Origin of the sequence: Streptomyces europaeiscabiei (genome assembly GCF_001550375.1) — a bacterium.
Lineage (GTDB): Bacteria > Actinomycetota > Actinomycetes > Streptomycetales > Streptomycetaceae > Streptomyces > Streptomyces europaeiscabiei.
Genome location: NZ_LRTR01000164.1, coordinates 1 through 16932, shown reverse-complemented (window position 1 = coordinate 16932; position 16932 = coordinate 1). Strand labels below are relative to the sequence as shown.

Genomic DNA, 16932 nt, shown 5'->3' with positions numbered 1-16932 from the left:
CCTCACCGCCGCCGCCCAGCAGGCCCGCGTCCGCTCCGACGCCGCCCTCGCCCACTTCCGCGAGACCGCGCCCGCCGCCGGCCGCTCGTCCTACGACGCCACGGTCAGCGGCCCCGAGGCCGACACCGCCGAGAAGTACCTGACGGACCTCACCGACCAGCCCACGCTCTCCGACAGCGAGGCCGGCACCAGCGCGAAGAAGGTCGGCGCGGCGCTCTCCGCCCGGGTGGACCTGATGCGCGGCGCCGAGTCCTCCCTGTACGACCGGCGCACCAAGGACCTCGCCCAGCTGCGCGACGAGGACGTCACCGCGCTGGAGATCCGGATCGCGGTCCTCGGCGCCCTGATGCTCCTCGCCGTCGGCGTCGCCACCGGCATGGCCCGCTCCCTCACCCGCCCGCTCGCGGTGCTGCGCATCGGCTCCGCCCGCGTCGCCGGCGACCCGGCCACCGAGGAACCGGTCAAGTTCACCGGCCGCGACGACGAGTTCGCCCAGGTCGTACGCTCCGTCAACGCGCTCCACGCGCACGCCCTCGCGCTGCATGAGCGGCTCGCGCCCCTGGAGGGCGACCGCAAGCACCTGATCGGCCAGCGCCAGACGATGGCCGACGACCGCGACCGGCTGCGCGCCGAACTCGCCGCGGCCACCGCGCACCTGACGAAGGTCCAGCACAGCGTCCACGCGACCTTCGTCAACCTCGCGCTGCGCACCCTCGGCCTCGTCGAGCGGCAGCTCGCCGTCATCGAGGCGCTGGAGGAGCGCGAACAGGACCCCGACCGGCTCGCCACCCTCTTCAAGCTCGACCACTTCGCGACCGTCATGCGCCGCCACAGCGAGAACCTCCTCGTCCTGGCCGGCCACGAGCACATCCAGCACCACGCCGGACCCGTCCCGCTCGTCGACGTCGTCCGTGCCGCGGTCAGCGAGATCGAGCGGTACGAACGCGTCCGCATCGCGGCGCTGCCGCCGGGCGCGCACGTCGCCGGGTTCGCCGCGGACGACCTCAGTCACCTCCTCGCCGAACTCCTGGAGAACGGCACGTCGTTCTCGCCGCCGGAGATGTCCGTCGAAATCTCCGGCTGGCTGATGGAGAGCGGCGAGATCACCCTCTCCGTCCAGGACGGCGGCATCGGCGTCGCCCCCGACCGGCTCGCCAGGCTCAACTCCCGCCTCACCGACTTCGACCCCGAGGCCCCCTACGAGCAGGAGGAAGGCGAGGGCCTCGGCCTCGGCCTGTACGTCGTCGCCCGCCTCGCCCACCGGCTCGGCACCCCCGTGCGGCTCCAGGAGCACGGGACGGGCGGCACCGCCGCCGTCGTCGTCCTGCCCAAGGGACTGCTGGCCCTCACGCCCGCCGTGCCCGTGGGCACCCCGGTCTCGATCACGCCCTCGCTCTCCCTGCCGGGCGTCGACGCCGAGGCCAACTCGAACGTCCTGCCCGGCCGTTCCGTCGCCGTACGTGAGCCCGAGGGCGACGGCGACCCGCTCATCGAGGCGGCCGAGCGGGCACTGCTGGCGAGGGAGGCCGTGGGGACGGCCGCCGACGCCACCGAGGCCGCCGGGAACGTCGTACCGGAAGACGACGAACCCGAGGCCGAATCCGAGGCCGGTCCCGAATCCGAGGTCGGTCCCGAGACCGGGGCCGAGTCCGTGTCCGAGACGACGATGGAGCTCTTCGCTCCGGTGGTCCCGGGGAAGGGTGCCGACGAGGAGAGCGACGAGTACATCGCCGGCGACGCCACCGACGAGCCGTACACGTTCGATCCCGACACCCATGAGCGTGCCGCCGACGAAGGGAACGCGGCGCGCACGGCGGAGGTGTCCCGGGCCGGGACGGCGGGGCAACGCGTCGAGGAGGCCCCGCGCCTCACCGACAAGGGCCTGCCCAAGCGCACGCCCAGGATCACCGCGCCCACACCCACAGCTCCCCGGCCACGGGTCGGGGGCGTGAACGCCGAGGAACTGCGCCGTCGGCTCGGCGGGTTCCACGAGGGGGCCAAGGAGGGGCGCCGCGACGTCGAGGCGGAGATCGCCGAGCAGTCGGGTGAGACGCGGATGCCCGTGGCACGTGAGTACCGGACAGAGGCAGTTGACACCACGGGGGGCACTTCCGAGGAGGAAAGCAGTTGACCGCGCCCATTACCTTCGGACTGAGCAGTGAAGCCCGCAACCTGCACTGGCTCCTGACCAACCTCGTCGAGGAGGTGCCGGGACTGCTGTCGGTCGCGGTCGTCTCCTCCGACGGCCTGCTGCTGCTCTCCTCCGACCCCGGCAGACACGCCGAGGCCCGCCAGACCCGGGAGGAGCGGCCCCAGGGCCCCCGGGGCTCCGCCGCAGACCTGGCCACCATCGTCTCCGGCATCGGCAGCCTCACCATCGGCGCCGCCAAGCTGATGGAGTTCGGCGGGGTCAAGCAGACGATGGTCGCGATGGAGGCGGGCAGCCTCTTCGTGATGTCGATCAGCGACGGCTCGCTGCTCGGCGTGCACGGCTCCCCCGACTGCGACATGAGCGTGGTGGCCTACCACATGGCGCTCTTCGTCGGCCGCGCCGGCCACGTCCTCACCCCGGAACTCCGCAGCGAACTCCGCAAGTCCCTGGAGGCCGAGGCGGCCGGGAGCAGCCGATGAGCGGCCAGAGCCAGAGCCAGAAGAAGAGCAGGGCGCGCGCCCCCGAGTCCGGTCCCGCGAAGCGGCCGACCGTGCCGAAGGGCGCGAAGAGGCTCCCCGTCCGCGGCGGCGACCGCAAACCCGCCCGCGTACGCCCCTACTCGCTCACCGGCGGCCGTACCCGGTTCGGCCACGTCCTCCTCGTGGAGACGTTCGTGGCCGTACTCGAAGCCCCGGCGGAGCAGCCCCGGTTGGCTGGGGGTTCCGCCCACATGCTCGGTGGTGGGGGAGGTTCACCCCACTCCAAGGTGATGCCCGAGATGCGGGCCATCGTCGAACTCTGCCGCCGTATGCGGACGGTGGCGGAGATCGCCGCGCTGCTGAAGATGCCGCTCGGTGTGGTCCGCGTCCTCCTCAGCGATCTCGCGGACCAGGGAAAGATCCGCGTGTACGGAACAGGTCACGGACCGGGACAGCCGGACCGCGCTCTGCTGGAAAGGGTGCTGAGTGGACTCCGCCGTCTCTGACGCCGCCTCGGCCGGCGTCAACCCCGCCGCCTCGGCCGGCGTCACCCCGGGCGTCGACGACGACGCCCCCCGCGTCGAGGTCGACGCGAACGCTCCTCGTCTCGACACGGGCACCGGGCGCGCCGACACGGACACCGGACGCGCCGGTCTCGGCGCGCCCGGTGTCGACGTGGACGCGGCCCCGCCCGGGGGCTACGCCCGCGCCGCCTCCCGCGGTCTCGACCGGCTCGCCGACACCGTGGCGGCCGAACCCGTGGCGGAGCCCGAGGAGGAGCTGAAACCCTGGCAGTCCGACCTCAGCCGGGCCCCCATCGCCACGAAGATCGTGGTGGCGGGCGGCTTCGGCGTCGGCAAGACCACCTTCGTCGGCGCGGTCTCCGAGATCACCCCGCTGCGGACCGAGGCGCTGATGACCGAGGCCAGCGCCGGCACGGACGACCTCTCCGCGACGCCGGACAAGCTCACCACGACCGTGGCCATGGACTACGGCCGCATCACCCTCGACGACGACCTCGTCCTCTACCTGTTCGGCACGCCCGGCCAGGAGCGGTTCTGGTTCATGTGGGACGACATGGTGCGTGGCGCGATCGGCGCGGTCGTCCTCGCCGACACCCGCCGCCTCGGCGACTGCTTCCCCGCGCTCGACTACTTCGAGAGCTGCGGACTGCCGTACATCGTCGCGGTCAACGCGTTCGACGGCAGCGTGCGGTACGAACCCGACGACGTACGGGACGCGTTGACCGTGCCCGCACATGTACCTGTCATGATCATGGACGCACGCAAGCGGGCCTCCGCGATGGAGACCCTGCTGGCGCTGTGCGGCCACGCGATATCCCTCAGCCCCGAGTAGTCCCTTCAGCCCCTCCCAGCGGGACGGCACGGGACGCCACGGACGAACCAGGAGACCTGTCCGGATGCGGAAGATTCTCGTCGTCGGAGCCGGCCAGTCCGGGCTGCACCTGGCCCTCGGGCTCCAGTCGCACGGGTACGAGGTCACACTGATGTCCAATCGGACCCCGGACGAGATACGCGCCGGCCGGATCATGTCCACCCAGTGCATGTTCGACTCGGCACTGCGCCACGAGCGCGACCTCGAACTGAACTTCTGGGAGTCCCAGACCCCGAGGATCGAGGGCGTCGGTGTCTCCGTCGCCGGACCGGACGGGGAGCGCGCCGTCGACTGGGTCGGCCGGCTGCGCGGGTACGCGCAGGCCGTGGACCAGCGGGTGAAGATGGCCGGCTGGCTGGAGACGTTCACGCGGCGGGGCGGCCAGCTGGTCGTCCACGGCGCGGCGGTCTCCGACCTCGACTACTTCTCCCGCGTGTACGACCTCGTGCTCGTCACCGCGGGCAAGGGCGAACTGGTGCGGATGTTCCGCCGCGACGCCGCCCGCTCGCCCTACTCGGAGCCGCAGCGCGCGCTCGCCGCCGTGTACGTCCACGGGCTGGGCCCCCGCCCCGAGCACCCGGAGTTCGACGCGGCCCGCTGCAACCTGGTGCCCGGCCTCGGTGAACTCATCGTCCAGCCGGTCCTCACCACCTCCGGCCGCGCCGACGCCCTGTTCTGGCTGGGCCTGCCCGGGGGCCCGCTCGACGTCTTCGACGGCGTCCGCGACGCCGAGGGGCAGCTCGCCCTGACCCTGGACCTCATGAAGCGGTACGTCCCCTGGGAGTACGCGCGCGCGGCCGGGGCCGAGGTCACGGACGCGGGCGCCGCGTTGACCGGCCGCTACACGCCGGTCGTCCGGCACCCCGTCGCCCGGCTTCCCGGTGGCGGCCCGGTGCTCGGCGCAGGTGACGTCGTCGTGGCCAACGACCCGCTGACCGGGCAGGGGGCGAACTCGGCGACCAAGTGCGCGGCCGTCTATCTCGCCGCGATCCTCGACCACGGGGACAGGGAGTTCGACGAGGCGTGGATGCGGCGCACGTTCGAACGGTTCTGGCAGGTCGCGGGGCCCGTCACCAAGTGGACCAACACGATGCTGGCTCCACCGGCCGAGCATGTGCTGGGGCTGGTCGGGGCGGCCGAGGGGCTGCCGGTGGTGGCGGATCGTTTTGCCAATGGCTTCGACGATCCGGCGGATTTCGAGGGCTACTTCTACGAAGCGGAGAAAACGCGGGCGTACCTGTCGGAGGTCGCCGGGGGATAGGCCGGGGCGCGTGAGGGTGGGTTCTCACGGGTGCCGGGAGCGCGTCGTGTGTGGTTGCCCGCGCAGTTCCCCGCGCCCCTGAGGGCCCGCGGCCCCCAGCGGCTTCGACGGGTCGGCCCCGGTGTTCTCGTCCGACTCCCTGATGCCGGCCAGCTGTTCCGGGGTGAGGGAGGCGAGGAGTTCCTCGATCTCGTCGAGGTGGTCGCGTGCGGTGTCGTGTTCCCTCTCGCGTCGTTCCGTGAGGGTGAGTTGGCGGTCCAGGGCGGCGCGGGCCCTGCGGGCGAGGGTGGCGGTGTCCTGTTCGCTGCCGATCATCCGTTCGATCGTTTCGGCCCGCTCCCGGGCCACCTGACCGATCACATGGCCCTGCTCCAGCGCCCGGTGCGGGTCGCGGGTCATCAGCAGCCGTACGTACGGGGAGAGCGCGGTGCTGCTGTTCTGGTACTGCTGCCGGGCCAGTCGGCCGGCCGCGCCCCGGCTGTCGTGCAGGGAGAGGCGGGCCGTCGCGAGCCGCCGGTCGAGGCTCGCCACCACGGCCCGCTGCTTCGTCAGCTCCTTGTCGGTCGCCGTGTACGCCTCGGTGGCCTTCTCGGTCTCGCGGTGGAGCCGCCGGAGATCGGTGAGGAGGCCGGCGACCGAGCGGGCGCCGGGGGCCGGTGTCGGCGTAGGCGCCGGGGCCGCGGGGGTGTCGGCGACGGGGGGTTCCGGTACGGCCATGGCCGGAGCGGGGGCCGCGGTGAGCAGGGCGCCGGTCGTGAGCGCCGTCACCGTCGCCGTACCGACCAGGCGCAGAAGCCTTCCTGACACGTCATCACCTCCGGTGCGGGGGTGGGCCGTCCACCTCGCATCGGCAGGATGGGGGGAGCCGGGGGCGGCCGCGCGCCGGGTGGACCGTTCGGTACCCGGGTGTCACTCGTCGGTGGGGCGCGGCTTCGCGGGCGGCGTGGCGGATTGCCCGTCCGGGGAGTCAGGGGAGTCCGGGGTGGCCCCGGTGCCTGGGCCGGTCGGGGTGTCCGGCGTGGACCAGGGCCACTTCAGGCGGCGGCGGGGGTCCGCGTCGGGTGCGTACTCGTACTTCCAGAGCTGGTGCATGAAGCCGCCCCGGCCGGCGTCGACGCGGCGGTAGACGAGCACGGTCGGCGGGCCGCCGTCGGCGCCCGGGACCGGGACCCGGTACGTCTTCGGGGGGTGCCCGGTGATGCCGAGCAGCACGGGCAGGACGCGCCCGTCGAGGGGGCCGCCCACGAAGGGGGTGTCTTGGCTCTTCACCGGACCAGTGTCACAGCAGGTGGCCGGCGTCGCCGACCACGGGGAGGATGCGGCGGGCCAGGGTGCCGACGGCGCCGGCGGCGGTCTCGACGGTCAGGGCGTGCCGTACCGCGGCGGCGGTCTGGGGATCGCGGCCGGCGGTGGCGGTGATGCACGCGACGAACTGTTCGACGAGCCAGTCGCGGAGTTCGCCGACGTCCGGCTGCTTGCCCTCGTCGAGCCAGATGAGGGAGGCGGCCTCCACGGAGGTGATCCACATACGGACGGTCATGCGCAGCCGCAGGCCCGGCTCGGCCACCTCCAGATGCCGCAGGATGTGGTCGGCGGCGGCCCGCCGGACCCCGTCCACGATGGCCGTCGCCCGGGAGGTCTCCACGACGCTGCCACCCTGGAGGAGCGCGCTGAACCCGGTGTCGTGCTCGTCCACGAAGGTCAGATAGCGGTCGAGGGCACGGGCCAGGCGGCTGGTCAGGGGGCCCTCGGCCGGCTCGTCGAAGCACTGCTCCAGCTCCTCGGCGGCCGAGCGCAGGGCGGCCTCGTAGAGCTGTTGCTTGCCGCCGGGGAAGTAGCGGTAGACGAGGGGACGGGAGACCCCGGCCGCCTCCGCCACGTCGTCGAGGGAGACGTCCTCCGGCGCGTTGTGCGCGAACAGCTCCAGCGCGGCGTCCAGCAGCTGACTGCGCCGCTCTTCCACACTCAGTCGACGGTACGCGCGGGTGGGGGCCTCGGACGTCATACCTCGCAGCGTAGTCGGGGGCGGGGAGGTTGGTTCGTGGAGATCGCGCCAGGGGGTGGGGGGTTCGGTGCGTCGGCGGGTGCGGGCCCGGTGGGGCTTCTCGCGCAGTTCCCCGCGCCCCTGAAAAGCAGGGGCTGCGCCCCGTGCTTCTCGACCCGCGGGCCCGTGGTCTTTCGGCTCCGCGGGCCCGCGCTCTTCCAGGCCCGCAGAACCGTGGCCGTTCAGGGCCGTACGGCCGTGGTCTTTCGGTTCCAGGGGCCCGCGCTCTTTCAGGCCCGCGGAACCGTGGTCCTTCAGGCCGGTAGGGCCGTGGTCTTTCAGGCCCGCGGGGCCTGGTCTTTCAGGGGCGCGGGGAACTGCGCGACCAGCCCCCACCGGGGCCGCACCCACCGACGCGCCGAGCCCCCCACCCCCTGACGCGCCGCACCGGGCAACCCTCACGCCAGCAACCCCGACGACCTCCACATCCGCCGCCCCACACCCTGCAGAACCCCGATGTCGTCCAGGAAGTCCGTCAGCCGCTTCGCCCCCGTCTGCATGATGTCGCGCCGGTGCGCACTGGCCCGCACCTGGGCGACGGCCACCCGCCGGTCGAGGCCTACGTTCGTGTAGACCTCGGGGTTGATGAAGGCGACGGCGAAGACCCGGGCGAACTCGCCGGAGGTGACCCGGGTGAAGCTCCGGGACAGCCGCGGGGCCGTCACCATCTGGCGGCGCAGCTCCTCGCGGGCGTAGCGCACGTGCCGGGCCTCCTCGACGACATGGATGCGGGTGACGCCCCGGACGAGCGGCTGGACGCGCTCGTCCGGGAAGGTCAGCCGCTGCATCCAGTCGAGGATCTCCTCGCCCAGGAGGGTGGAGGTGAAGGAACCGGGGGTCGTCGAGATCGTCTTGAACAGGCGGCCCAGGTTGTGGTGCAGCCGGCTCACCGGGTAATAGGGGGTGTCGCCCTTGCTGATCAGCCGGGCGAACATCTTCGAGTGCCGGCACTCGTCCTCGATCTCCGTCAGTGCGTAGCGGACGTGCGCGCTGGTCGCGGCCTTGTCGTAGATGTGCCGTACGAGCAGCTGCATGAGGATGATCTCGAACCAGATGCCGAGGGAGGCCAGCGCCGCCGCCTCGTGCTGGGACAGCGCGATCCGCTGTTCCTCCGACATCTTCCGCCACATCGGCGTCCCGTACAGGGACACCAGCTCCGGCGGCCAGAACCACTTCCCCTCCTCGAAGGGGGCGTCCCAGTCCAGTTCCTTGTCCGGGTCGAAGGAGTGCTTCGCGGAGGACAGCAGCAGCCGCTCGGCCACCTGTTCCCGGTCCTTGAGGAGCCCGAGCGCGTCGCGCAGCACCTCCGCCTCCGACACCGGGTTCGTCGCGTTCACCGAGGGCACCGTGGTCATGGCTGTCGCAGCTCCTCGTACGGAAGATCATGGGAGTTACCGGCGGTCACCGCTTATGAGACTACTTGTCAGCAAGGCCGTCAATCCCTTGTGCGCCACTTGTCGGCGACCGGTCCGACCGAGTGCGTGCGCGAGGTCCGGTGGCCGGTTCCCTGCGGTGGCGGCTCGTGCAGTAGCGTTCTGGCGTGTCCATGCCTCCACCGCAGCCCCAGCCCCAGCCGTACGGTCAGCAACCGCAGCAGCAGCCGCAGCAACCGGGTCCGTACGGTCAGCCGCACCCGCCGCACCCGCCGCAGTACGGCCAGCAGCCGTACCCGCCGCAGCAGTACGGTCAGCCGTACCCCGGCGGGTGGCAGCCCGCGCCGCCCCCGAAGAGCCGGGTGGGCCTCGTCCTCGGGATCGTCGGCGGCGTCGTCGCTCTCATGGTGGTCGGCGCGGTGGGACTGTGGGTCGTCGGGACGCAGGGCACGAGCGGTTTCCCGGAGGCCGAGTACAGGCTCGCACTGCCCGACACCGTGCTGGACGGCGAGTACAAGCTGGCCCAGGACCTCTCCGACACGTCGGGGCAGCAGCTGGAGCAGGAGGCGGAGGGCGCCTGGGACGCCCGCGACGTCAAGGCCGCCGTAGGGCAGTACGCATCCGCGGAGGACGGGGCCCAGGGCGCGCTGATCGTCTCGGGCATGTACGGCCGGTTCAAGAACACCGACGCCGCCCGCGACAACATGCTGAAGGGCGCGGCCGAGGTCGACACGATCACGGTGGTCGTGCCGCCCGAGGACTTCACCCCGGGCGGCTCGGGCCTCACGATCAGCTGCCAGGTCGTCACCCAGAAGCAGACCGGCACCGAGGTCACGTACCCGATGTGCGCGTGGGCCGACGGCAACACCGGGGCGTCCGTCGCGGAACTCGGCACGGCGAGCGTCGGGCAGGACCCCTCGGAGGTGGACGTGGAGGCCTTCGCGGAGCGGACCCTGAAGGTCCGCTCCGAGATACGGCAGCGGATCAGCTGAGGGCGGCGTCCGGCACGAGGGGTTCCGCCGGTCCGGCGGGGAACGACGTGCGCAGGGTGAACGCGTACGGGGCCGGGCCGCGGGCGCGGAGGTGGAGGAGCCGCTCCTCCGCCTCGGCCACGCTGGGCCGGTGGCCGGCGGGGACCCACCACAGGGCGGTGACCGCCTCGGCCAACCGCTCGAACCACTCCCGGCGGCGGGACAGCAGCTCCCGGTGCTGTCCCTGGTACATGAACGCCGTCAGGGCGTCGGTGTCCCGCCACACCGACATGTTGATGATGAGCCATTCGTCGCCGAGGACGGGGATGTCCGTCGCGTTGCCGGAGTCGCTCTGCAGGCGCCAGACGAAGCCGGCGGACTGGTCCGCGACCGCGTTCACCGGGTCCAGGGCATCCACGAAGTCCTTCAACTGCGGTGAGTCCAACGGGGCTTTGAGACGGGCGATGTTGACCTGGGCGAGTTCGTACGCGGCGGGAGTCATGGGCGCACGATAGGTCGGGATGTCCGGGGGTCACATCCGATTTCTCGGCTGATGGACGTGGTTCGTACGGCGCGCGCCGGTGGGGCTGGTCGCGCAGTCCCCCGCGCCCCTAGCGGGCGGCGGTCTTCAGCGCCGCCCTCATCACCTCTCTCGCGATCGGTGCCGCGTCCCCGCCCCCGCTGATCTCCCCCCGTTCCGCCTCCGCGTCCTCCACCACCACCGCGACCGCCACCTGGGGTTCCATCGCGTCGTCGGACTGGGCCCAGCCGATGAACCAGGCGAAGGGGGTGCCCGAGTTGCCGATGCCGTGCTGGGCGGTGCCGGTCTTGCCGCCGACGGTGGCGTGGCGCAGGGCGGCGTTGGCGCCGGTGCCGTCCTCGACGACGCCCCGCATGAGGTCGCGCAGGCGCCGCGCGGTGGCCGGGTTCATGGCCTGGCGGAGGGTGCGGGTGCCCGAGGCGGAGACCGTGCGGCCGCTCGCCGTGGTGGTGCGCTCGACGAGGTACGGCGACCGCACCGAGCCCCCGTTGGCGACGGCCGCCGTGACGAGCGCCATCTGCAGGGGGGTGGCCCGGGTGTCGTACTGGCCGATGGAGGAGAGCGCGAGCTGGGCCCGGTCCATCTCGGTGTCGAAGCTGCTGGGGGCGACCCAGAAGGGGATCCGCAGGCCCGAGTTGTCGAAGCCGAAGGCGCGTGCCGTGTCCGTCATGGCGCCGAGGCCGACGTCCACGCCCAGTTTCGCGAAGACCGTGTTGCAGGACCACTCGAAGGCATAGCGCAGGGAGGCGTCCTCACAGCCCTCGACCTCGTTGGAGAGGGACGTCGTGGTGCCCGGCAGGGTGTACGGGGCGGGGGAGCGGGTGGCGGCGTCGACGTCCGTGACCACCCCGGCGTCCAGCGCCGCGGCGGCCGTCACCACCTTGAACGTCGAACCCGGCGGATAGGTCTGCCGCACCGCCCGGTTGAGCATCGGCCTGCTCGCGTCCCCGTTGAGCCGCGCCCACGCCTCGGCCGTCTCGCGGCCGTTGCCGGAGAGCACTCCCGGGTCGTACGACGGACGCGAGACCAGTGCCAGGACGCGCCCGGTGGCCGGTTCGAGCGCGGCGACCGCGCCCCGACGTGCGCCGAGCCCCAGATAGGCCGCCCGCTGGGCCGACTCCTGGAGGGTGGTGACGACCTCGCCGCCCGCGTTCTGGTCGCGGGTGATGTCGTTCCACAGGGGGAGGAAGGACAGGAGCGGGTCGCTGCCGTCGAGGACGGAGTCCTGCGTGTCCTCCAGGAAGGTCGTCCCGTACTCCTGCGAGGCGAAGCCCGTGACCGGCGCGTACAACGGGCCGTCCCGGTAGGTCCGTTCGTAGCGGAGCTGCTCCCCGGTGTCCTTCGAGCCGGTGACCGGGCGTCCCTCGACGACGATGTTCCCGCGCGGCTGGCCCCAACGGGCGATCGCCGGGCGGCGGTTGGCGGGATTGTCGTCGTAGACCCGGGACTGGAAGACCTGGACGCGGGTGGCGTTGACGAGGAGGGCGACCAGCAGCAGGGCGCACAGGGCGGCGGCGCGGCGGATGTACTTGGTCATGCGCCCCGGACCTCCGGGCCGTCGAACGGGCCTCGGGGGAGGGGCCCGTGGTCGTACTGCCTTCTGGCGGAGTCGCTCATCCGCATCAGCAGGGCCACGATGATCCAGTTGGTGACGACGGAGGAGCCGCCCTGGGCGAGGAAGGGCATCGCCATACCGGTGAGCGGGATGAGACCGGTGACGCCGCCCGCGATCACGAAGACCTGGAGGGCGACGATCGAGGCGAGGCCGGTGGCCAGGAGGCGCCCGAAGGGATCGCGCAGGGCGAGGCCGGTGCGGAAGCCGCGCTCCACCAGCAGGGCGTAGAGCAGGAAGATCGCGGCGAGGCCGGCGAGGCCCAGCTCCTCGCCCGCCGTGGCCAGGATGAAGTCCGACTTGGCCGCGAAGCCGATCAGGACGGAGTGGCCGAGACCGAGGCCGGTGCCGAGCAGCCCGCCGGCGGCGAACGAGAAGAGGGACTGGGCGAGTTGGTTGGGGCCCCGGCCCGCCTCGATGGACGCGAAGGGGTGCAGCCAGTCCTCGACGCGGCTGTGCACATGCGGTTCGAGCCAGCCGACGGCCACCGCGCCCACGCACGCGAGCAGCAGCCCCACCGCGATCCATCCGGTGCGGCCCGTGGCGACGTACAGCATGATCACGAACAGGCCGAAGAACAGCAGTGAGGTGCCCAGGTCGCGTTCCAGGACCAGGACGCCGACGCTCAGCAGCCAGATGGTGACGATCGGGCCGAGGACGCGCCCGGTGGGCAGTTGGAGGCGCTTGAACCGCCAGATCTGGCGCCCGGCGTACGCCAGCGCGTTGCGGTTCGCCGCGAGATAGCTGGCGAAGAACAGTGCGAGCAGCACCTTCGCGAACTCGCCCGGCTGGAGGGAGAACCCCGCGATCCGCACCCAGATCCGGGCCCCGTTGACCGGCGGGAACAGGATCGGCAGCGCCAGCAGGGCCAGCGCGGCCACCACCGAGACGTACGCGTACCGCTGGAGCACCCGGTGGTCGCGCAGCAGGGCCACGACCGTGATGAACAGCGCCACCCCGAGCGTCGACCAGTTCAGCTGCGCGGGCGCCGCCAGGTCGGCGGGGGTCTCCAGGTCGAGCCGGTGGATCAGCACCAGGCCCAGGCCGTTGAGGAGTACCGCGATGGGCAGCAGCAGCGGATCGGCGTACGGCGCCCGCAGACGCACCACCAGATGGGCCAGCAGCGCGAGCACACCGAGCCCGGCGCCGTAGTCGAAGGCGCCGGGCGGGACGGTGCCGTTCTTCGCCAGACCGACGGCGCAGTAGCCGTACACGGAGAGCAGGACGGCCACGACGGTGAGGGTGAGCTCGACGCCTCGGCGCCGGAGCAGGCGTACGGCGGGCGGGGACGGCTCGGGGGGATCCGCCGCCAGGGTCGTTCCGGCTTTGGTGGTCATGACCGGAACTTACCCAAATGGGGTGCCTTGCGGGTCTTGTCGCTCAGGCGCACGAGCGTGGCGTTTTGAAGGCCTCGATGTAGCGGGCCGAGCCCCAGGCCCAGGTGCCGTCGACGAGCAGGTACCACTGCCGGTTGCCGTCGACGCTCTGGCCGTCGGCCCGGCAGAAGATCTTGACGATCTCGCCGTGGGGTGCGACCCGGATGACCGAGCCGCCGCGGGTCGGCGCGCTGCGCAGGATCAGACCGGAACGGGCGGTGACCTCGCCCCTGACGATCTGCTGGTTCTTCCGGGGGTCCTCCTGGCCGGTGTCGGCGGCGGCGGGAGTCGTTGCGGCGAACGCCAGCAGGGCGCCACCGGCAGCGGCTATACCGAACCGCATGAGCAGAATCCGCAGGGACATCGATACTCCTCCACAAAAGGGGCGAGGCTGACTGTCTGCCACGTTAGGAGGAGGGAGGACCGGGCGCCTTCTGCGATGGGCCATCGGGGCGTTCCGCCCCAGAGGGCGCGGCCCTCGAAGGGGCGCGGGGCCGTGTCCGGTGTGCGGCTGAGCGCGTGGGCGCGATCAGCCCCCGCCGACCGGCAGCCGCAGAACAGCCGACGCACCCCCGTCGGCGGCGCTCTCGAATTCCAGCCCCGCCCCCAGGACTTCCGCCTGCCCCACCGCGATGGTCAGCCCCAACCCATGGCCCTTGGCGGAGCCCTCCGTACGAAACCTCTGCGGCCCCTCGGCCACCAGATAGCCCGGGAACCCGTTCCCATGATCCCGCACGGTCACCACCGCCCCCTCCACGGTCAGCACCACCGGAGGCGCCCCATGCTTGTGCGCGTTGGCCACCAGGTTCCCCAACACCCGCTCCAGCCGCCGCCGATCCGTCTCCACGTACGCGTCCTCCACCACCCGCACCTCCGTCTCACCGCTCGCGTTCGCGGCCACCCGCTCCGCCAGCACCCCGAGCCGGATCACGTCGAGGTCCAGCCGCTCGCTGCCCGCGTCCAGCCGTGAGATCTCCAGCAGATCCTCGGTCAGCGTCCGCAGCGCGGCGACCCGGTCCCGCACCAGCTCCGTCGGCCGCCCCGCCGGCAGCAGTTCGGCCGCCGCGTGCAGCCCGGTCAGCGGCGTACGCAGCTCGTGCGCGACGTCCGCGGTGAACCGCTGCTCGCCGAGCAGCTTCCGCTGCAGTGTGGACGCCATGGTGTCGAGCGCGGCGGCCACCGCGGCCACCTCGTCGCGGTAGCGCGCCGGGTCCGTCGTCCGGGGGTCGCCGACCCGCGCGTCCAGGTCGCCCGCGCTGATCCGCCGGGCCACCTGCGAGGTCGTACGCAGCCGCCGGGTCACCCCGGTGACGCCGAGCGCGCCCACGATCAGCGTCACCCCGATCGCCAGCGCCGAGGAGCCCAGGATCGCCCGGTCGAGGTTCTCGATCGTGGCCGCGCTCTGCGCGTAGTCGATCTGTACGGCGAGGGCGCGGCCGTCGGCGGGAGCGGCCGCCCACATCGTGGGGTACCCGCCGACGGAATCGACCATGGTGCCGCGCCGCCCGCTCACCGCCAGCTCGCGCAGCGACTTCGGCAGCCCCGGCGCGTCGATCCCCGAGTCGGGCGGCAGCCGGTTGCCGGCCTCGTACGCCCGTACCGCCTCGTCGAGCCGCACGAGCGCCCGGGAGCGGGCGTCGCTGACGGTCCGGTCGGTGACGGAGACATGCACGAGGGCACCGAGCAGCGCCGCCAGCCCGCAGCACATGACCGTGATGAAGGCCAGCGCCTTCCAGGTGAGCGAGGAGGTCCAGCGGCGCAGGCCGAACCGTTTCCGCGCAGGCCTCACGGCGCTCACCTCGGGCTCGCCGACGAGGAGGCGGAGGGCGTGGCGGAGGGCGAGGCGGGCGAGGAGGCGGAGGGCGAGGAGGCGGAGGGCGACCGGGACGGCTTCGCCGATCCGTCCACGCGCAGGATCTCGTCGCGGGTGAGCAGCATCGCCCGTTGGTCCTCGTCCCAGGTCCACTGCGTGCGGTACTCGTAGCCGACGATCGCCGCGGGGGAGCGGATGATCACGGTGCGGCCGGCCAGCTCGACCGCGAGCACCGCGTCGTCGTCGGCCAGCACCTGCACCAGCCGGTCCGCCCGGAGCGTGTACATCCGCACCGCCGTCTGGTTGCCGGGCAGCAGCCGGAAGCCGAGCACCATGTCGTCGCGCCCGTCACCGGTGAGGTCCCGGTAGTAGGCCTTGAGGACGGGACACCTGGCGCGGTCCCCGCCCGTCCGGGCCGTCCCGGCCGTCCCGCCCGTTCCGTTCGCGTGGCAGTCGGCCATGCGCCCGGCCGTCCCGCCGTAGAGGGCCCCGGACCCGGAGTACACCTCGGGATGCGCGGCGATCTCGGCGCGTACGACCGCCAGCGGGTCCACCTTGTGGATGTCCTCGCCGGGAGCCCTGACGCCCTTGACGACCTCCGTCTCGGCCTCGCCGTAGTCGTAGGCGGGGGAGGAGGCGGGCGGCTCCCCGGGCCACAGCCGCGTCGGGCCGCTCGCGGTGGGTGTCGTGCCCGCGCTCACCAGGCCCCCGGAGTCGCCGCAGGCACCCAGCAGCAGGGCGGCGGCCACGGCGACCGAGGCGCAGACGGCCGCACGCGCGGGGCGGCTGGGGAACACGGGACTCCTGGGTGTGCGGGCATGCGGAAGGGGTGGCTGTGGTCCCGTACACCCTATTCGTGTGGAAGTGTTTTCTCCGTGACGGCTCGGTTCCGCAGCCCGCGCTACTGGGCCGGCTCCTCCAGCTCCTCCAGGAACCGGACCGTCGCCAGCCCCGTGTGCAGATACTCCACGAACAGCTCGTTGTGCAGCGCCCACGGCGAACGGCGGGTGCGGATCAGCCGGATCGCCTCCTCGGCGGAGTGCCCGTCACGGATGAGCGCGTGCGCCACGACCAGACCGGACCGGTTGTACCCGCTGTGGCAGCGGACGAGGACGCGTTTGCCGTCCTCCAGCGCGTCGCACGCCGCCTGCGCCAACCGCATCACACCCGCCAGCTGCGTACCGTCCAGCGGCCCGTCCGGGATCGGCCACACATGGTGCTCGACGCCGCCGTCCGGCCCGTACCCCGGTAGCCGCAGCAGGGTCAGCACCAGATCGAACTCATCGTGCACCACCGCGAACTCGATCTCCCCGGTGCCGGTCCGCCCCGCGAACTCGTGCCCGCCCATCCACAGTCCGGGCACGATCTCGCTCCACGGTTCGCCCGGAGCCGGAACATCGGGTTGTTTCCTGCCGGTCCGCAACGGCGCCTCCCCTGGGGCCTGTGTCGGAAGTGGCGTCGTCCACCCGCCAGGCGCCACTTCCGACACAGGCCCCGGCCCCTGACGACAGGTCGTCACCTCAAAGGTAGCCGGGTTCTTGCCGATGGAGCACCCCGCCTGTTCCCATGGTCCGGGGTGATGGTGCATGAGCGGACTGCGCGTCATACCGACCCGGCGCCACGGACAGGAGCGCCTGTACGTGTGCCGGACCGACGGGAGGAACATCGCCTGGTACGACCGTGAGGCGGGCCGGGTGAACCTTCTCAGCGAGGAGCACAGAGAGGATGTGCTGGCCGTCCTCGGCCCCTTTGTCACCGGCCAGGTCACCGTGGGCCCGCCGCCCGTGCCCACCCCCGCCGAACTGGCCCGGCTGAGCCTCCACCCGGACGACGACCTGGCCCCCAACCGCCCCGGCGAGGCGCTGCTGATCGCCCTCGACCGAGCCCCCGGCCCACCACGCCGGCTGCGCCCCGA

Annotated in this window: 17 protein-coding genes and 1 pseudogene; 7 read left to right on the top strand and 11 right to left on the bottom strand. The window is 72.5% G+C overall.

Going from position 1 to position 16932, the window contains the following annotated elements:
- From AWZ10_RS07620 to AWZ10_RS07600, 5 genes are all read left to right on the top strand, one after another.
- A partial coding sequence (locus tag AWZ10_RS07620) for a sensor histidine kinase (protein ID WP_060890732.1) occupies positions 1 to 2131 on the top strand: 2131 nt, incomplete at its 5' end.
- Complete coding sequence (locus tag AWZ10_RS07615) at positions 2128 to 2631, top strand: roadblock/LC7 domain-containing protein (protein WP_046707659.1); 504 nt, start codon at positions 2128 to 2130, stop codon at positions 2629 to 2631. The genes AWZ10_RS07620 and AWZ10_RS07615, both read left to right, overlap by 4 nt.
- On the top strand, positions 2628 to 3137 hold the full coding sequence (locus AWZ10_RS07610; protein ID WP_079104317.1) for a DUF742 domain-containing protein: 510 nt from the start codon (positions 2628 to 2630) through the stop codon (positions 3135 to 3137). The genes AWZ10_RS07615 and AWZ10_RS07610 overlap by 4 nt, the downstream gene beginning before the upstream one ends.
- Positions 3138 to 3375: 238 nt before the next feature.
- Positions 3376 to 3987 (top strand): GTP-binding protein, encoded by a 612-nt coding sequence (locus tag AWZ10_RS07605; protein WP_119580512.1) that lies wholly within the window; start codon positions 3376 to 3378, stop codon positions 3985 to 3987.
- A gap of 64 nt (positions 3988 to 4051) precedes the next feature.
- The gene (locus AWZ10_RS07600; protein ID WP_046707657.1) at positions 4052 to 5287 is read left to right on the top strand and encodes a styrene monooxygenase/indole monooxygenase family protein; all 1236 of its coding nucleotides are present in this window, start codon (positions 4052 to 4054) and stop codon (positions 5285 to 5287) included.
- A gap of 24 nt (positions 5288 to 5311) precedes the next feature.
- On the opposite strand, the gene AWZ10_RS07595 is transcribed toward AWZ10_RS07600, so the two are convergent.
- The 4 genes from AWZ10_RS07595 to AWZ10_RS07575 all read right to left on the bottom strand — a co-directional run bounded on the left by AWZ10_RS07595 (position 5312) and on the right by AWZ10_RS07575 (position 8686).
- On the bottom strand, positions 5312 to 6094 hold the full coding sequence (locus tag AWZ10_RS07595; protein WP_244172429.1) for a coiled-coil domain-containing protein: 783 nt from the start codon (positions 6092 to 6094) through the stop codon (positions 5312 to 5314).
- Between the two features lie 102 nt (positions 6095 to 6196).
- Positions 6197 to 6556, bottom strand: a complete 360-nt coding sequence (locus AWZ10_RS07590) for a hypothetical protein (protein WP_060890731.1) — start codon at positions 6554 to 6556, stop codon at positions 6197 to 6199.
- A gap of 10 nt (positions 6557 to 6566) precedes the next feature.
- Positions 6567 to 7292: a TetR/AcrR family transcriptional regulator gene (locus tag AWZ10_RS07585; protein WP_046710078.1), complete on the bottom strand. Its 726-nt coding sequence runs from the start codon at positions 7290 to 7292 to the stop codon at positions 6567 to 6569.
- A gap of 437 nt (positions 7293 to 7729) precedes the next feature.
- Entirely contained in the window at positions 7730 to 8686 is a 957-nt protein-coding gene (locus AWZ10_RS07575; RefSeq protein ID WP_046709950.1) for an AurF N-oxygenase family protein, read from the bottom strand.
- 191 nt (positions 8687 to 8877) lie between these two features.
- Here AWZ10_RS07575 and AWZ10_RS07570 point away from each other — a divergent pair, with 191 nt between their 5' ends.
- Positions 8878 to 9696 (top strand): hypothetical protein, encoded by an 819-nt coding sequence (locus AWZ10_RS07570; RefSeq protein WP_306300438.1) that lies wholly within the window; start codon positions 8878 to 8880, stop codon positions 9694 to 9696.
- Here the strand turns inward: AWZ10_RS07570 and AWZ10_RS07565 are convergent.
- The 7 genes from AWZ10_RS07565 to AWZ10_RS07535 all read right to left on the bottom strand — a co-directional run bounded on the left by AWZ10_RS07565 (position 9689) and on the right by AWZ10_RS07535 (position 16440).
- On the bottom strand, positions 9689 to 10177 hold the full coding sequence (locus AWZ10_RS07565) for a DUF3291 domain-containing protein (protein WP_046709948.1): 489 nt from the start codon (positions 10175 to 10177) through the stop codon (positions 9689 to 9691). The genes AWZ10_RS07570 and AWZ10_RS07565 overlap by 8 nt on opposite strands.
- A 109-nt stretch (positions 10178 to 10286) precedes the next feature.
- Positions 10287 to 11753 carry a penicillin-binding transpeptidase domain-containing protein gene (locus tag AWZ10_RS07560; RefSeq protein WP_060890729.1) on the bottom strand — a complete coding sequence of 489 codons (1467 nt, stop codon included), beginning with the start codon at positions 11751 to 11753 and terminating at the stop codon, positions 10287 to 10289.
- Positions 11750 to 13165, bottom strand: a complete 1416-nt coding sequence (locus tag AWZ10_RS07555) for an FtsW/RodA/SpoVE family cell cycle protein (RefSeq protein ID WP_046703638.1) — start codon at positions 13163 to 13165, stop codon at positions 11750 to 11752. Before AWZ10_RS07555 ends, AWZ10_RS07560 begins: the two co-directional genes overlap by 4 nt.
- A gap of 43 nt (positions 13166 to 13208) precedes the next feature.
- Positions 13209 to 13568: an SH3 domain-containing protein gene (locus AWZ10_RS07550; RefSeq protein ID WP_060890728.1), complete on the bottom strand. Its 360-nt coding sequence runs from the start codon at positions 13566 to 13568 to the stop codon at positions 13209 to 13211.
- A 165-nt stretch (positions 13569 to 13733) separates the two neighbouring features.
- Positions 13734 to 15002, bottom strand: coding sequence for a sensor histidine kinase (locus AWZ10_RS07545; RefSeq protein WP_086753245.1), 1269 nt, complete (start codon positions 15000 to 15002; stop codon positions 13734 to 13736).
- On the bottom strand, positions 14999 to 15814 hold the full coding sequence (locus AWZ10_RS07540; RefSeq protein ID WP_060890727.1) for a hypothetical protein: 816 nt from the start codon (positions 15812 to 15814) through the stop codon (positions 14999 to 15001). The genes AWZ10_RS07545 and AWZ10_RS07540 overlap by 4 nt, the downstream gene beginning before the upstream one ends.
- A gap of 104 nt (positions 15815 to 15918) precedes the next feature.
- Complete coding sequence (locus AWZ10_RS07535) at positions 15919 to 16440, bottom strand: protein-tyrosine phosphatase family protein (protein WP_078935730.1); 522 nt, start codon at positions 16438 to 16440, stop codon at positions 15919 to 15921.
- Positions 16441 to 16603: 163 nt separating this feature from the next.
- Here AWZ10_RS07535 and AWZ10_RS07530 point away from each other — a divergent pair.
- Positions 16604 to 16932 (top strand): annotated as a pseudogene (locus AWZ10_RS07530) (NERD domain-containing protein); the annotation flags it as partial.

What these genes read in the sequence shown, in the direction of transcription:
- AWZ10_RS07565 (WP_046709948.1), bottom strand. Translation starts at nt 10,177, where the DNA reads ATGACTCCCGCCGCGTACGAACTCGCCCAGGTCAACATCGCCCGTCTC.
- AWZ10_RS07550 (WP_060890728.1), bottom strand. Translation starts at nt 13,568, where the DNA reads ATGTCCCTGCGGATTCTGCTCATGCGGTTCGGTATAGCCGCTGCCGGT.
- AWZ10_RS07575 (WP_046709950.1), bottom strand. Translation starts at nt 8,686, where the DNA reads ATGACCACGGTGCCCTCGGTGAACGCGACGAACCCGGTGTCGGAGGCG.
- AWZ10_RS07585 (WP_046710078.1), bottom strand. Translation starts at nt 7,292, where the DNA reads ATGACGTCCGAGGCCCCCACCCGCGCGTACCGTCGACTGAGTGTGGAA.
- AWZ10_RS07610 (WP_079104317.1), top strand. Translation starts at nt 2,628, where the DNA reads ATGAGCGGCCAGAGCCAGAGCCAGAAGAAGAGCAGGGCGCGCGCCCCC.
- AWZ10_RS07600 (WP_046707657.1), top strand. Translation starts at nt 4,052, where the DNA reads ATGCGGAAGATTCTCGTCGTCGGAGCCGGCCAGTCCGGGCTGCACCTG.
- AWZ10_RS07560 (WP_060890729.1), bottom strand. Translation starts at nt 11,753, where the DNA reads ATGACCAAGTACATCCGCCGCGCCGCCGCCCTGTGCGCCCTGCTGCTG.
- AWZ10_RS07570 (WP_306300438.1), top strand. Translation starts at nt 8,878, where the DNA reads ATGCCTCCACCGCAGCCCCAGCCCCAGCCGTACGGTCAGCAACCGCAG.
- AWZ10_RS07555 (WP_046703638.1), bottom strand. Translation starts at nt 13,165, where the DNA reads ATGACCACCAAAGCCGGAACGACCCTGGCGGCGGATCCCCCCGAGCCG.